15 protein-coding genes are annotated in these 14,887 nt (G+C 54.6%); all 15 read left to right on the top strand.

The genetic code is table 11. The annotated features are described in order from the left end of the window. The first annotated feature begins 146 nt into the window (after nt 1-146). The 15 genes from AC07N6_RS18345 to AC07N6_RS18275 all read left to right on the top strand — a co-directional run bounded on the left by AC07N6_RS18345 (nt 147) and on the right by AC07N6_RS18275 (nt 14,764). On the top strand, nt 147-8,297 hold the full coding sequence (locus AC07N6_RS18345; protein ID WP_494782934.1) for a two-partner secretion domain-containing protein: 8,151 nt from the start codon (nt 147-149) through the stop codon (nt 8,295-8,297). 2 nt (nt 8,298-8,299) lie between these two features. Further along, complete coding sequence (locus AC07N6_RS18340; protein WP_494782933.1) at nt 8,300-8,791, top strand: hypothetical protein; 492 nt, start codon at nt 8,300-8,302, stop codon at nt 8,789-8,791. 122 nt (nt 8,792-8,913) lie between these two features. Further along, complete coding sequence (locus AC07N6_RS18335) at nt 8,914-9,435, top strand: hypothetical protein (RefSeq protein WP_494782932.1); 522 nt, start codon at nt 8,914-8,916, stop codon at nt 9,433-9,435. Between the two features lie 228 nt (nt 9,436-9,663). After that, entirely contained in the window at nt 9,664-10,206 is a 543-nt protein-coding gene (locus AC07N6_RS18330; protein WP_494783048.1) for a hemagglutinin repeat-containing protein, read from the top strand. 24 nt (nt 10,207-10,230) lie between these two features. Further along, the gene (locus AC07N6_RS18325) at nt 10,231-10,383 is read left to right on the top strand and encodes a DNA/RNA non-specific endonuclease (protein WP_494782931.1); all 153 of its coding nucleotides are present in this window, start codon (nt 10,231-10,233) and stop codon (nt 10,381-10,383) included. A gap of 117 nt (nt 10,384-10,500) precedes the next feature. After that, nucleotides 10,501-10,914 carry a hypothetical protein gene (locus tag AC07N6_RS18320; protein ID WP_494782930.1) on the top strand — a complete coding sequence of 138 codons (414 nt, stop codon included), beginning with the start codon at nt 10,501-10,503 and terminating at the stop codon, nt 10,912-10,914. 175 nt (nt 10,915-11,089) lie between these two features. Further along, nucleotides 11,090-11,269, top strand: coding sequence for a hypothetical protein (locus AC07N6_RS18315; protein ID WP_494782929.1), 180 nt, complete (start codon nt 11,090-11,092; stop codon nt 11,267-11,269). Beyond that, nucleotides 11,266-11,505 carry a hypothetical protein gene (locus AC07N6_RS18310; RefSeq protein WP_494782928.1) on the top strand — a complete coding sequence of 80 codons (240 nt, stop codon included), beginning with the start codon at nt 11,266-11,268 and terminating at the stop codon, nt 11,503-11,505. The genes AC07N6_RS18315 and AC07N6_RS18310 overlap by 4 nt, the downstream gene beginning before the upstream one ends. A gap of 27 nt (nt 11,506-11,532) precedes the next feature. Beyond that, on the top strand, nt 11,533-11,952 hold the full coding sequence (locus tag AC07N6_RS18305; RefSeq protein ID WP_494782927.1) for a hypothetical protein: 420 nt from the start codon (nt 11,533-11,535) through the stop codon (nt 11,950-11,952). A 200-nt stretch (nt 11,953-12,152) separates the two neighbouring features. Further along, a complete protein-coding gene (locus tag AC07N6_RS18300; RefSeq protein ID WP_494782926.1) occupies nt 12,153-12,407 on the top strand; it encodes a DNA/RNA non-specific endonuclease in 255 nt (84 codons plus the stop codon). 17 nt (nt 12,408-12,424) lie between these two features. Beyond that, a complete protein-coding gene (locus AC07N6_RS18295; RefSeq protein WP_494782925.1) occupies nt 12,425-12,823 on the top strand; it encodes a hypothetical protein in 399 nt (132 codons plus the stop codon). A 104-nt stretch (nt 12,824-12,927) separates the two neighbouring features. Continuing rightward, nucleotides 12,928-13,245, top strand: a complete 318-nt coding sequence (locus tag AC07N6_RS18290) for a hypothetical protein (RefSeq protein WP_494782924.1) — start codon at nt 12,928-12,930, stop codon at nt 13,243-13,245. 178 nt (nt 13,246-13,423) lie between these two features. Then, on the top strand, nt 13,424-13,909 hold the full coding sequence (locus tag AC07N6_RS18285; protein ID WP_494782923.1) for a hypothetical protein: 486 nt from the start codon (nt 13,424-13,426) through the stop codon (nt 13,907-13,909). Between the two features lie 214 nt (nt 13,910-14,123). Beyond that, on the top strand, nt 14,124-14,402 hold the full coding sequence (locus AC07N6_RS18280) for a hypothetical protein (RefSeq protein ID WP_494782922.1): 279 nt from the start codon (nt 14,124-14,126) through the stop codon (nt 14,400-14,402). After that, nucleotides 14,399-14,764, top strand: a complete 366-nt coding sequence (locus AC07N6_RS18275; protein WP_494782921.1) for a hypothetical protein — start codon at nt 14,399-14,401, stop codon at nt 14,762-14,764. The genes AC07N6_RS18280 and AC07N6_RS18275 overlap by 4 nt, the downstream gene beginning before the upstream one ends. Nucleotides 14,765-14,887 lie beyond the last annotated feature (123 nt).

The following is a 14,887-nucleotide window of genomic DNA, read 5'->3' as shown; positions in this document are numbered from 1 at the left end:
AAATATACACATTTATCTTAACGTAAATTAATATCTTCCCCCTTGGCAAGCAGTTTGTTGCCGCGCAACAACCGTGCCATGACTCAGCGTGGGGCTGAAACAGCGGGCGCGGGGATCAAAAAAGAAAAAATCCAAGGGGTATCAGTTTGAACAGTCAGCGCTACAAGGTCGTCTTCAACCGACGTCGCGGCCAACTCATGGCCGTTGCAGAAAATGCATCCACCATCAGCGGTACGTCATCCACCCACTCTGCGAACCCTGCCGGCGTAGCCGCCGAGTTGCCTCGGGCGCTGCGCTTTTCGCTGCTTGCCGTGGCACTGGCCATGTCGCTCAATACGGTGGTGGCGCATGCCCAGATCTACAGCGACCGCAATGCCCCGCGCAACCAGCAGCCGACCGTGCTGTCCAGCGGCAATGGCGTGCCGGTGGTCAACATCCAGACGCCCAGCGCGGCCGGGGTGTCGGTCAATGCCTATCGCCAGTTCGATGTGAACGCCAACGGCGCCATTCTCAATAATTCCCGCGGCGCCGTGCAGACCCAACTGGGCGGCTATGTGCAGGGCAATCCCTGGTTGGCCACAGGTGCGGCCCGCGTGATCATGAACCAGGTCAATTCGGCCAACCCCAGCTACCTGCGCGGCTATGTGGAAGTGGCCGGCGACCGCGCCCAGGTGGTGATCGCCAACCCGGCCGGCATCACCTGCTCCGGCTGCGGCTTCATCAACGCCAACCGCGCCACGCTGACCACGGGTACGCCAGTGATCTCTGGCGGCAGTCTGGAGGCTTATCGTGTGGCCGGCGGCATGGTCACGGTGGACGGCGCGGGGCTGGACGCCAGCGACAGCGACTACGCCGATATCATCGCGCGCGCGGTGCGCATCAACGCCGGCGTGTGGGCGCAGGATTTGAAGGTGTCGGCCGGCTTGAACACGGTCAGCGCCGGTCACGACCAGGTTACCCCCGGCGTGCCGCCCGGCGACGCGGCGCCGGCTGTGGCCATCGACGTGGCGCAACTGGGCGGCATGTATGCGCGCCACATCTACCTGGCGTCGACCGAACATGGCGTGGGCGTGCGCAACCAGGGTGCCATCGGCGCGGCGGCGGGCGACGCCGTCGTCACTGTCGACGGGCGCCTGGAAAACAGCGGCACCCTGACGGCCACGCAAGCGCTGACCGTGCAAGCCACCGGCGCCATCGCCAATACCGGCGGCATGGGCGCCAACGGCGCGCTGGCGCTCACCGCGGGTGCGCTGGACAACCGCGGCAGCATCAACTCGGCACAAGGCTCGCTCAGCCTCGCCAGCGATGGGCCGGCCATCAACCGGGGCAGTATCGAAGCAGCCCAGGCAGTGTCGCTGGCCGCCGGCGGCATCGACAACGACGGCGGCGCGATCGGCGCCGCCAATATCGCCCTCGACAGCCGCCGCCAGGCCTTCAGCAACGTGCGCGGCAACATCGTGGCGCAAGACGGCCTGACGGTATCCAGCGGCAACCTGAACAACGACGCCGGCCTGCTGCAGGCCCTCGGCAACATCGCCATCGATGCCAACGGCCAGACCGTGGCGAATACGAACTCGGGAGCCACGCAAGGCATCATCGCCCAGGGCGCGCTGACCATGACGGCCGGCGCCGTCGTCAACCAGGGCGGCTATCTGGCCGCTGGCGGCAACCTGGCGATCGCGGCGGCGACGGTGGACAACAGCGCCGGCGTCATCGGCGCCAGCGCGCTGGCGACACTGGACGCCACGGACATCACCAATGCCGGCGGCAAGATCCAGGCCAAGGGCGGCCTCAACATCAATGCCGCAGGCGGCACAGCGGACAACAGCGGCGGCTTGCTGCGCTCCGATGGCGCCGTCACGGTGCAGGCCGCCACGCTGCGCAACGACAACACGCAGGGGCAGGAACAGGGCATCGAAGGCGAAACCATCGCGCTCAACGCCCAGGACATATCGAACCGCCAGGGCGCGATGCGCGCCGACGCCGCGCTCACGCTCGAGGTGCGCGGCCGCGTCGATAACACGGCCGGCCTGCTGTCCTCGTCCGGCCAGCTCGCCATCACCGACATGCAGGCCACGCAGGCCATGCGCACGCTGGCCGTGGACAATGCCGGCGGCACTATCGTCGCCGCCCGGCAGGTCGATATCGCCGCGCGTGCGCTGGCCGGCAACGGCAAGGTGCTGAGCCAGAAAGACCTGAACATCGCGCTGACCGATTCGATCGTCAACAGCGGGCAGATCGCCGCCACCGGCGACGCCGTCGTCTCCACCGCCGGCACCTTCGCCAATGCCGGGGCGGTCGCCGCTGGCGGAAAACTGGCGCTGACCGCCGCCACCATCGACAACCAGGCCGCCGGATCGCTGGTGGCCAGTACGCTCAACCTGAAGGCGACCGACGTCCACACCTTCACCAATCGCGGCCTGATCGATGGCGGCACGACGGTCATCGAAAGCAGCACCGTCAACAACATCGGCACCGGCCGCATCTACGGCGACAACGTGGCCATCGGCGCCGACGTGCTCAACAACCTGGCCGAAACGGTCGACGGCGTGACCACGGCCGCGGTGATCGCCGCCCGCAACCGGCTCGACATCGGCGCCGGCGTCATCAACAACAGCGAGCACGCGCTGATCTATTCGGTCGGCGACATGGTCATCGGCGGCACGCTCGACGCGTCGAAAAAAGCCGTCGGCATGGCGCGCGAGATCAACAACAGCAGCGCCACCATCAATGCCGACGGCAACCTGACGATTGCCGCCAATGTCATCAACAATACCAATGCGCATTTGGAAACTGTTGATCAGACGGGGCCGGGGCGGCGGATCATCTCTTATCGTTTGAATGGTTCCTCGAATCTCATTGATGGCAATGCGGCACGGCTGTACAACAAGGGGAGTGCCCAAGTTATCGATCCGCAGAACTGGCGCGCCATGGGCGATGAAGATGATTTCAGGCTGTTGCTGCCTTCCGACCAGTATCCGTTTGAAAAATATGGTCCACCGTTCGATTACAGCAGAGGAGGAGGTGGTGGTGGATGGTTCTCCGGTTTTGTAGCCGGAGTCGGTACCGCCTATGTACCGGAAGTCCCTGCGAGCAGGACTGACGATGGCTATACCATTCCGGCCGTTCCTGAGAAATTTGTTTATGACTTGAATGACCGGATCTGGGACGTGTTTGGTATCGCACGTCCTACCGCAGTGGTGCCAGCCGAACCTAAGGGACCAGAACAGTATGTTAGCTGTGGAGGAGAGTCAACTTGTCTTAACTTAAACTACGCGAATGAATATGCCGTATGGAAACCTGCCCATGATGCTTGGCAGGCAATCCACGATACGCAGTTGCCCCTCTATCAGGCACTGAACAATGCAATCGATGCCTTCAACCAAAGCCTGAGAAACCGCATTGTCAGCGAATGGACCATCTACGACGGCACCGAGCAAATCACCCGCACCATCGTCACCAAGAGCGACCCCGGCATGATCACCTCCGGCGGCAACATGACGCTGGCCGCCGTCGCGGTGAACAACTACGCCAGCCAGATCATCGCCGGCGGCACCGTGGCCGGCGACAGCGTCAACGGCACCGCGATCAACAACACCGGCCCGCTGGGCGTGCAGAGCGTGACCTCGACCGGCTCGGCCAGCTACACCTACATCAAGAGCCACACCTTCAGCGCCGACGACCGCCGCTACGATGACGCGCCTTACCAGTCGCAGACCATCGTCACCAACTTCCAGTTGGACATCACGCCCACCAGCGGCGCCGGGCCCAACCGCAACAATACGGTCAAGGCGGTGGCCGCCGCCGTCTCCGGCGCGTCGGGCCAGAGCGCCACGGCGATCAGCATCCGCACCGCCAACCTCAACCTCGCGCTGCCCAACAACGCGCTGTACCGCATCGACACCGCGCCGGGCAACCGCTACCTGGTCGAGACCGATCCGCAGTTCACCAACTACCGCAGCTGGCTGTCTTCCGACTTCATGCTCAACCAGCTGCAAAGTACGCCCGACAGCACCATCAAGAAACTCGGCGACGGCTTCTACGAGCAGCAACTGGTGCAGCAGCAGATCCAGCAAGCCATCGGCCAGCGCTACCTGGCCGGCTACACCAGTAACGAAGCGCAATACATGGCGCTGATGAACGCCGGCGTGCAACAGGCCCAGGCCTTCAACTACACCGTCGGCGTGGCGCTGAGCGACGCCCAGATCGCGCAGCTCACCGCCGACATCGTCTGGATGGTCAAGCAGACCGTGACGCTGGCCGACGGCAGCACGCAGGAAGTGCTGGTGCCGCAGGTCTACTTGCGCGCCTCCAACGTCCAGGTCACCGGCCAGGGCACGCTGATCGCCGGCAACGACGTGGCCTTCCAGACCGCGCAAGACATCGTCAACAGCGGCGGCACCATCGCCGCGCGCCAGACCGTTTCGCTGGCGGCGGATAACATCCAGAACCTGGGCGGGCGTATTTCAGGGACGAATGCGGTGTTGTCGGCGGCGACTGATATCAACAACCTGGGCGGAACCGTCGATGCCCAAACCAATCTGGTGGCGATGGCCGGGCGCGATATCAACAGCGCCTCCACCGCCGCTGCCACGGCCAACGCAGTGACCACCGGCACCAACATCAGCCAGGTGGCATCGATGAGCGTGACTGGCGACAATGGCACGCTGGCGGCGGTGGCCGGGCGCGACATCAACCTCAAGGCCAGCAGCGCCAGTGCCGACAACATCAGCTTGACGGCGCAACGCGACCTCAATCTGTCGACGATCCACGAGACCAGCCACGAGCAAATCACCTGGAATGCTGACAACAGCGCCGAGGTCAAGCGCGACAACGCCATCGGCAGCACTATCCAGGGCAACAACATCGGCTTGTCGGCGGGACGAGACCTCAACAGCCAGGCCGCCTACGTCAACGCCGATGGCGCGTTGGCGGCGACTGCCGGCAACAACATCAATATCGGCACCGATGTCAGCACGGCCAGCGCGCGCGACCAGCACAAGCTCAGCGACAGCGGCGGCATGCTCGCCAGCAGGACGGTTACCACCGACGACAGCAGCAGCCAGGCCATCAACCAGGGCAGCACCTTCTCGGGCAATACGGTGGTGGTGCAGGCCGGCAACGATATCAACGTCATCGGCAGCAACGTGGTGTCGACCCAGGGTACGGCGCTGGCGGCCGGCAACAACGTCAACATCGTCGCCGCCATCGATAACAGTACCCAGCACAACTATCGCAATGAAACCACCAGCGGCGTGATGGGCGCCGGTGCGGGCGTGACTGTGGGGACGCGCGAGCAAAGTCATGACGTCAATACGCAAGGCCAGACAGCCTCGGCATCGACGGTCGGCAGTACCGACGGAAACGTGAGTATCAGTGCCGGCAATCGCTATACGCAGGTGGGGAGCGATGTAATGGCCCCCAACGGCGACATTGATATTGCGGCCAAATCGGTGGAGATCAAGGCCGCTGACCAGGCCAGCAAGACGGTGACCGAAGACAAGTTCAAGCAGAGCGGCTTGACGGTCGCCGTAACCAGTCCGGTGATTTCTGCGGTGCAGACCGTGCAGCAGATGAGTGATGCTGCCGAGAAGACCAAGGACGGCCGCATGCAGGCGCTGGCTCTGGCCAATATGGGATTCGCCGGCAAGAACGCTATGGACGCCATCAAGGCGGGCCAGGGTTCGACCATTGACGGTAAAGCCAACCAGATTGCGACCGGCCCCACCGGCGCCGATGGGAAGACTCCTTCACGGGACGCCACCGACGCGGATAAAGTAGGAGGCATCAACTTGGCGCTGAGCATCGGCGCCAGCAGCAGTGAGAGCCGTTCCGAGCAAACCACCAATACGGTACGCGGTTCCACGGTATCTGCGGGCGGCAATGTCAACATCACGGCACAAGGTGGTGGCGCCGACAGCAATATCGTGATCCAGGGAAGTGACATCAAGGCAGGCGTGAACGCCAGCCTCAAGGCGGCCAATGAAGTCTGGCTGCTGGCTGCGCAGAGCACGTCGGAACAACACAGCAGCAACCAGAGCATGTCCGGATCGGTCGGCGTGTCGATCGGTACAGACGGCCTGATGTTCAATGCAAGCGCCTCAGGAAGCCGGGGGCGTGGCGACGGCAGCGATGTAACGCAGGTCAACACACATGTCGATGCAGGCAACAAGTTGACGATTTCCTCGGGCACGGATACCACGCTCAGTGGTGCGGTAGTCAGTGGTAAGCAGGTGGTGATGGACGTGGGCACCAGCGGCCATGGCAACCTGAACATAGAGAGCCTGCAAGACACCAGCACCTACAAGAGCAATCAACAGAGTTTGGGCGGCAGCATCTCTGTCGGCATGGGCAAGATAAGCGGTAGTATCAATGCCAGCCGCAGCAGCGTGGACGGCAACTACGCCAGCGTCAATGAACAATCGGGCATCAACGCCGGCGACGGCGGATTCCAGATCAACGTGGCAGGCAACACGGATCTCAAGGGCGGCAAGATCGCCAGCACCGACAAGGCAGCAGCAGAAGGCAAGAACAGCCTGACGACGCAAACGTTGACGCAATCTGATATCCAGAACCATAGCGACTACAAGGCCGAAAGCCAGAGCGTGGGTGTTGGCGCCGGCTATGGCGGGTCGAAGCTTTCAATGAACGGCACCGGAGTTGGCATCGGCAGTTCCAGCGGTAGCGAAAGCAGCACCACCAGGAGCGGCATCAGCCAGGGTGACATCAAGATCACGGACGATGCGGCTCAGCAGGCCAAGAACGGACAGACGGCGCAGCAGGTGCTGGCCAGTATCAACACGGATGTGAGTAGCGAGCGTGATACCAGCGGCAAGATTGCGAAGAGCTGGGATGGGCAGCAGTTGCAGAATGATGTGCAAGCGCAGGCACAGATCACGCAGATGTTTGGGAAGGAAGCGGCGAAGGCCATTGGTACCTATGCGACCGATCAAGTTAATGACCTGAATCGCAAGATCAAGAAGGCAACAACGTCGGAAGAAAAGGAAGCGTTGATTGTTGAACGAGAAAAATGGGAAGAAGGAGGGCTGTACCGTACAGCACTCCATACTGCGGTCGGTGCGCTTGGTGGTGGTATCGATGGAGCTTTGGGCGCTGCGACAGCGTCAGTGGCAATGCCTCAGATAGCCAAGTTGATTGATGGAATGGATGTGCCGCAGGCGGTGAAACAGGGGCTTGCACAGGTGACGGCGACGGCCTTGGGCGGGCTAGTTGGTGGAACTTCCGGAGTGGCAGCGGGAGTTAATGTGGAGGCTAATAACAGGCAATTGCACTTGACTGAAGCGCAAAAGTTGTCTGGACTCAAGCAGGGAAAGAGCAAGGATGAACAAGATCGTCTGGATGCCGCCGCTTGCGCTTTAGTGAGATGTGCCGACGGAGTATCCAAAAGTGATCCTTACTATAGCCAACTCTTGGCAATGCAGAATCAAGGAGCTACCTATGAAAAAGAGATGACAGATTTGCTTAAGACTGGCGAGTTTGTCTATCAACCATATCTAGATGCTGCGCGGGACAAAATTACGAGAAATGGAGAACTCGCTCAACGCGCAGGTGGAGCGACGGATCTTTTGCTTGGAACGGTAGGGGTGGTTGGAAGTGGCGCACTGGCAACGACTGGCGCGGTTGGTTGTGTACCCAGTGTAGGAGCAATTTGCGCGCTTGTCCCTCTTGGGGTGTATCTGGGAACGATATCGGGAATGCAGGCACAGGAAGGTAGTCAGGCGTTGACAGGGCCTTACAATTCCAAGGAAGGTCAACGTGTCCTGGATTCATTTAATGTTGCAACCTATCCAGGTGAAAGAGATCCCCTGGCTGAGTTAGGGATCGATGCAGGTAAGCTTGGATTGACGTATTTCCTAGGGAAGTACGTACCCAAGGCACTGGCCAAAGCTGAAGAAAAATTGTTGGAAAAGAATGTGGCGCAATCTGCCAAACCTAACCCTCCTGGGGCAAGGGAAGCACGTGAGCTGTCCTTCGGTGAGAACGACAGGAAACTTGATTTCCTATTCAACCGAAACATTGATCAATCAAACGCTTACAATGCTTCACGGGCAGAAGGTAATGCCAATAGGCTTGGAATTGCGGACACTGCCGCCAATAGGGCTGAAGTCACAAGGCTATTTAATGAGGCTTATAACGATCCCGCTACGATTATTGGCTCAGGAAAAATAGCAGGAAGTAACGTTCGTGAATTCTTCGTGCCAGGCGTGACTGGAACTGGAACGAAAATTCAGTTCGTAGAGATAAATGGCAAGGTCATAACCATTATGGCGAAATAACTATGCAGAATGAACAACAATCAAATGGACGTTGGGTGCCTTGTGATTCACGTAATACCCTCATTGCCCAGCTACCATTGAATACTTGTGAACTACTTATTACGGACAGTCCCAATAGTTGGGGGTACATGGTTTTCGATTCGAATGCGATTGTTCCAATTGGATATGCAGACATGGGGTTGTTTCCGGTAGCGGTAAAGCGTGGTGATCATATATTTGTTGGAATAGATGAGTTGTTGATTGGATATGATGAGGTTAATTGCTCTTTCCTATTCAGGTACAAGATGCCGACCATATTTCATGAGTTTGTGCGGTTTGATCAAAACGAACTGATTGTGCGTGATGAGATTGGTTTTGTTGGAATTTCATATGCTGGAGTTGAACGTTGGAATTTTTGTATTGACGTAATTTCTGATTACAAAATTAACCAGAAAAAAATTTGGGGGGAAACAGAGGAAGGCGAAAGTTTCGAATTTATTATTCCTTTTGAATGAAACCTTAGTCGGAATTACATAGGCATAATTTCGCGATTCCGTAGATGACTAAAGTGAAGTTGCTGGAAGGTTTCACTCAATATTTGCAAAAAAACAACATCATAAAAATCAAAAAGTAAAAAATGAAGAAATACGTAGTATCAATAATCGCATTCTTAATCACTGGTTGCGCTGACTTGGGAACGCAGTTCAAGGCAGCAAATGAACCCCAAGATGGATCTCGTGCACGACTCAGAGTCGTGGCGAACATGTTGGTCAAAGCTGTTCCGGATAAAGCGTGCATCGATTGGAGTGCTCCAGGAGCAGGCACGGTTTTTGGAGGGATATTCGGTAGTAGCGGCTATCGTGGAAGATCACTGAACATGCCGCAGGGACGAGGCGATAGTAAAAACGCTGGAGAGATGTATGTCGCTGCTGACAAGCCATTTACGCTGGTATTGTTGACGACGCCTGAAGGCGTTGCCTACAACGGTAGGCTATATCAATGTTCGATTGCTGGAAGCTTTGTGCCGAGAGAGAACAAAGACTATGAGGCATCGATTTTTATTGATCCATCTCAAAAAAACTGTTCCATAAAGGTTGTTGAACTTGCTTCATCGGCGGTGCCAGTACCTGTTAAAAGTGCTGAAACGTGCAAGGAATAGAGCGCCAATACGCTTCGACAAGAATCTTGGAGATGGAGACGCTGCAATTTCGTAGTCGCAGTTCTCCGGGCGAAAAATAAAAACACCCCCTGGCAATCGTCAAGGGGTGTTTCTTCAAAGAGCGTTTGAGTTTTAACCTTCAGACCGCAATCCCACCGCTTTGATCTTCGACTCCAGCGCCTTCCCCTTGCGCGCCCGCTTACCACCGACGACAGCAGCAGCCAGGCCATCAACCAGGGCAGCACCTTCTCGGGCAATACGGTGGTGGTGCAGGCCGGCAACGATATCAACGTCATCGGCAGCAACGTAGTGTCGACCCAGGGCACGGCGCTGGCGGCCGGCAACAACGTCAACATCGTCGCCGCCATCGATAACAGCACCCAGCACAACTATCGCAATGAAACCACCAGCGGCGTGATGGGCGCCGGTGCGGGCGTGACTGTGGGGACGCGCGAGCAAAGTCATGACGTCAATACGCAAGGCCAGACAGCCTCGGCATCGACGGTCGGCAGTACCGACGGAAACGTGAGTATCAGTGCCGGCAATCGCTATACGCAGGTGGGGAGCGATGTAATGGCCCCCAACGGCGACATTGATATTGCGGCCAAGTCGGTGGAGATCAAGGCTGCTGACCAGGCCAGTAAGACGGAGACCGAAGATAAGTTCAAGCAGAGCGGTTTGACAGTCGCCGTAACGGACGCATCTGGGCGCGTGACAAAGGTTGAGGGAAATTTGAATCTCAATACCATGGATCGGAATGCCTATCAGTAGCTTTGCGCAGGAAAGAGTGGGTGCGTGGGCGATGATGGTGGTCACCTAATTGCATCAAGTTTGGGTGGGGCTGGTGACCGTATTAATTTGGTTCCTCAAGCATCTACGTTGAATCGGGGCGATTGGCGGGCGATGGAAGAATCTCTCCGTAAAGAGCTTCAGGCGGGAGGGATGTGAGCGTCAGTATTGATGTGGGATACGGGGCTCAAAATGGTAGGCCGAGTGTGTTTTTAGTATCGATTAAGGTGGATGGCATTGTTCGGCCACCAAGAATATTCACACAATGAGGATGAAATGAAATCTGTAGAAGATGCATATACTTGTATAGCAAAGGGAATTTTGTGGTTTGTGCAAGAGAACCAATGGTTGAATGGGAAAGCAGAATTTTCTATTTGGCACAGTTCTACGCAGACTAGTTATGTTAGATCAACTAAAGACTCTGTAATCCGGGATGATAAATTTCCGAGCTTAGAATTAGCTCTTGAAATATCGACGGCTTTAATTTTTCTGAGAAATGATCTTTTAAGGTCTACAGGAAAGCGTATTTGGGGAGGGGTTTTTACTCTCTATCCTAACGGCAGATTCAATATTGAATATAACTACAACAAGCCAGAAGGATATGAGGAAACAGAAGAAACAATCAGCGGAGATGAAATCAATGCATCGCTGAATAAGATTTCCAAGAAAGATGGAGAGTCGAAAGAATAAGTTATAAGAGGGATCTTATTAATAATTGTTGAATCAGGTCAGTTTTGGCTCACTGGCCGCGATGGCTGGACGCGACATCAATCTCAAAGCGAGCAGCGCCAGCGCGGACAGCCTCAGCCTGGGGGGGCAGTAATTTCGTGTTTAGCACATTCTTGAAATTGAATGCTTAGAGAAAGTGGCCAGCAACGAAGCGCAATACATGGCGCTGATGAACGCCGGCGTGCAACAGGACCAGGCCTTCAACTACACCGTCGGCGTGGCGCTGAGCGACACCCAGATCGCGCAACTCACCTCCGACATCGTCTGGATGGTCAAGCAAACCGTGACGCTGGCCGACGGCAGCAAGCAGGAATGATGGTCATCAACATCGGTACCGCCAACGAATCGGACAGTGCGCGCGACCAGCACCAGCACAGATCCAGCGGGATTCTTTCCGGCTCCACTATCCAGGCGGACGACGCCAGCAGCTACAGCAACCAGATTGGCTGCACCTTCTCCGGCAATACCACGATGCTGGCGGCAGGGCGCGACGCTAACATCACCGGCAGCGATGTGGTCAGAAACATTTACGGTTGTTGCAAAAATTGGTAACGAATTTAGACGATTTGAATTTAAACAATGAAGAAAATTGAAACACTAGAGTCTGCTTACCAAGAGTTGTCTAATGCATGTATTGATTTTATTCATGGTCGGATTTGGGATGCGGTAAGTTGTCAGGTATCTATCTTCACTGCCATGGCGAGTACTGAATTTTTTTTGAAAAATCAAGGGCAGATTGATAGAGATGGTATGGACTGGCCAGATGCATCAATCAGTCCAGGTGGTGCCGCATTGTTTCTTCGAGATGATTTGTTGATGCGTACTGGGGAGCGTATTTGGGTGCTAACATTTACTCTTTTCCCGGATGGAAAATTCAATATTGAATATGACTACAACAAACCGGATGGGTATGAGGAAACAGACGAAATAATCAGAGGAGATGAAATCAATGCATCTCTGAATCAGATGCGTACTAAGCCTAGTCAACCGAAAGAGTAATATCTTCTGGAAGTGCCCAGCGCGGCTGCCGACAACGACACTTCCTACGCCTTGCCGCCAAGACCAATGCCGTAGACGACACGATTGCTTGCACGCCTAGGGGTTTTTCGTTCTTCTCCAGTTCCATCAGGTTCACGCCGCGTCCGCCGGAGGACAGCGTCTTCATTTCGTCCAGGTCGAACATCATCAGGTTTATACAGATGGACAATACGTATACGATCCTCGTCTGTCATCGGCTCCTATTCCATCGTATCGATTTGGTTCCGCAGGCGTCTACATTGAATCGGGGAGATTGGAAGGCAATGGAGAATTATCTGAGGGATGAACTGCAGGCTGGAAAGAATGTAAGCATCAGTATTGACGGAGGGTATTCAATGCCCAATGGGGCTAGGCCCAGTGCCTTTTTAGTGGAAGAAAAAATAGACGGTGTTATTAAACGGTTTCCTTTTGCTTAATAACAAGGAATATGTATATGGAAATAAATAATGAAGAAATCTACGCAGGTGTTGCGAAGATTCTTGTTGAGGCAGCCATAGGTCCATGGGAATACCTGCGTATAGATGCACCTATATTAAGTGGGAATCTTGGCGGTACAACTACTGTTCAAGGGCTTTCTGATGGTATTGAGGAAGATATTTCTATTGGATGGAAAATATTTGATTTGCAGGGCCTGATATTGAGGTTGCGCGAAAATATCTCAGGATTAACAGGAGAAAGAATTTGGGGATTTAAATTTACTTTTTATCCCAATGGAAAATTTAATGTTGAGTTTAATTACAACAAACCGGAAGGGTATGAGGAAACAGACGAAACAATCAGTGGAGATCAAATCAATACATCTCTCAATCAGATTCATACCAAGGATGGTTAATTCGGGACAGGGCTCCAATCTGATCGGCGCCACAGTGGCAATCTGTAGGTGGTGCAACACAAGCTGCAGTCAAATCACCTGCCGATCTCTAGTTGGAGATTATTATGTTTGACGGATTTTGGTACGGCATATTCGGTGGTTTATTTGGTTCTGCAATTGCTCAGTGGATGAGTCGATTTAAATATTTGGTAATTTTCTTTGTGACAGTATTGGGGGCACAATTCGTTTTTTTTGTCATGGCAGTTTTTTATAGAGGATGGGGTGGGGCGATCGATATTCTTATTCAAGACCAATCAACATCCCTTATTATTTTTTTATATGTTCCTTTTGGATTTGGTGGGTTGGGTATTCTTGTAGCTTTTTTAGGTTCTTTAAGCTCGTCTAAGAAACCAGGCAATGAAAAAATTGATAAGACGTTGTAATACCCCTAGCGGATAAAAAGTACCCGCGTAGAGACGAGCAACTTCATCATGGCTGGTTCTGCTGTGACGGTAGGGGGATATCGGTGTGTTGAACAGCATTAATCCTAATTCTGGCCAGTCAAGATTCTGGTGATGATGCCTAAAGACGTAAGATATTTAAAAAGAACGAATAGAAAATATGAATTTAAAAGTAATGCTCGGGGGAATTGTAGTTACTACGATCGTTGGATGTGCCTCACCGATACCACCTTATCAATTACCCCAGAATATTCCCGTTGCCTTGGTCAAGAGTAATATCAGTGGCGCATATGGTATGCATGATTCCTTAGAGATCAATGTCCTAGAAGGGCAATGCGAGGGAAAGACCGAACGTAAAAGATTGTTTTCCATCCGCAAGTCAGACAGCAAGCCAGCCGGATATGTTCAGGTGCCCGCAAATCGGCCGTTGCGTCTCGAATATTTAGAAAATTTGTCTGCAGGAAGGTGGTGTTCTGTGGCGCTGAAGGTGGTGTTGGAAGAGGGGAAAACCTATACGCTCAATGGTGGATTGTCGTATACATCTTGGGTCTTGCCGATTTTTGTTAGCCCAGATAAATGTTCATTCGGAATTTCCGATGACGCTTTGCATTTGCCGGTTCCGGTAAAGCGTAGTTGTTCGCGCTGAAAGAAGTGTGATTTGAATGCCTCCTTGTCCATCTGGTAAGTCAGAAAACTTAGGAGGCGTTTTTATTAACCGGCTCAGATGATGCGTTAATCCCCCCAAATATTTCCAGCCGTTCCCTGAACAGGTAACGAACCCACCCGGAAATACGTAAGCGTTCACGTCAAACAACGCGTCCATCCGGCATCGCTGTCAAGTGCGACTACGTCTGCCTGCGATGCCACAGACGCTAGCGTCTTGCGCCGGCCTGCTTTACTTGGTGTCGACCTGGATTGTCGATCCGCTGAGCAGCATCGCCGTGCTGACGTTGGGGCGCCTGCTGATGGGGCCAGCCGAGAGCCTGTTCCTGACCGCCCCCATCGTCGGCGTGATGATCGGATTGTATGGTTATCCGGGGGGCTTGGCCGGCACCTCGCAAGGCCAGACAGCCTCGGCATTCTTGCCGCCGGCGATGTGGAATGCGGTGCTCACGATTTTAAAGGCGGGAATGAAATGAAGAAGATGTTACACATTGGTGCGATTGTGGCGTTATGCACCTCCATTTCTAGCTGTGGCTTACTGTGTATTGGAGGGACAGCGACCTGTGGTTTAAGTGATGAAGCAACTTACAGATTGCTTCATCCCAAAACCTACGCCCAATACTGGGAAAAGCCAGGCGTAACAAAAGAGGAATGGCAGCGAGATTGGGTGACGTGCGGGGGATATACGGATGGCAGCTTTTCTCCCACCATAAAGCAACTTCAAAATTTGATGGATCAAGGCCTAACAAGGGAAAAAGCAAGAGAAAAATTGGAGCATGACTTGAAGTCATGCATGCAACAAAAAGGCTATCAATTCGGCAATGCCAAGCCATATTGATCCGAAATGAAGAAGATGTTACGCATTGGTGCGATTGTGACGTTATGCACCTCCATTTCTAGCTGTGGCTTACTGTGTATTGGAGGGACAGCGACCTGTGGTTTAAGTGATGAAGCAACTTAC

It is taken from the genome of Herbaspirillum sp. GW821-FHT09A12 (assembly GCF_059418325.1).
This window is presented reverse-complemented; position numbering and strand designations above follow the sequence as displayed.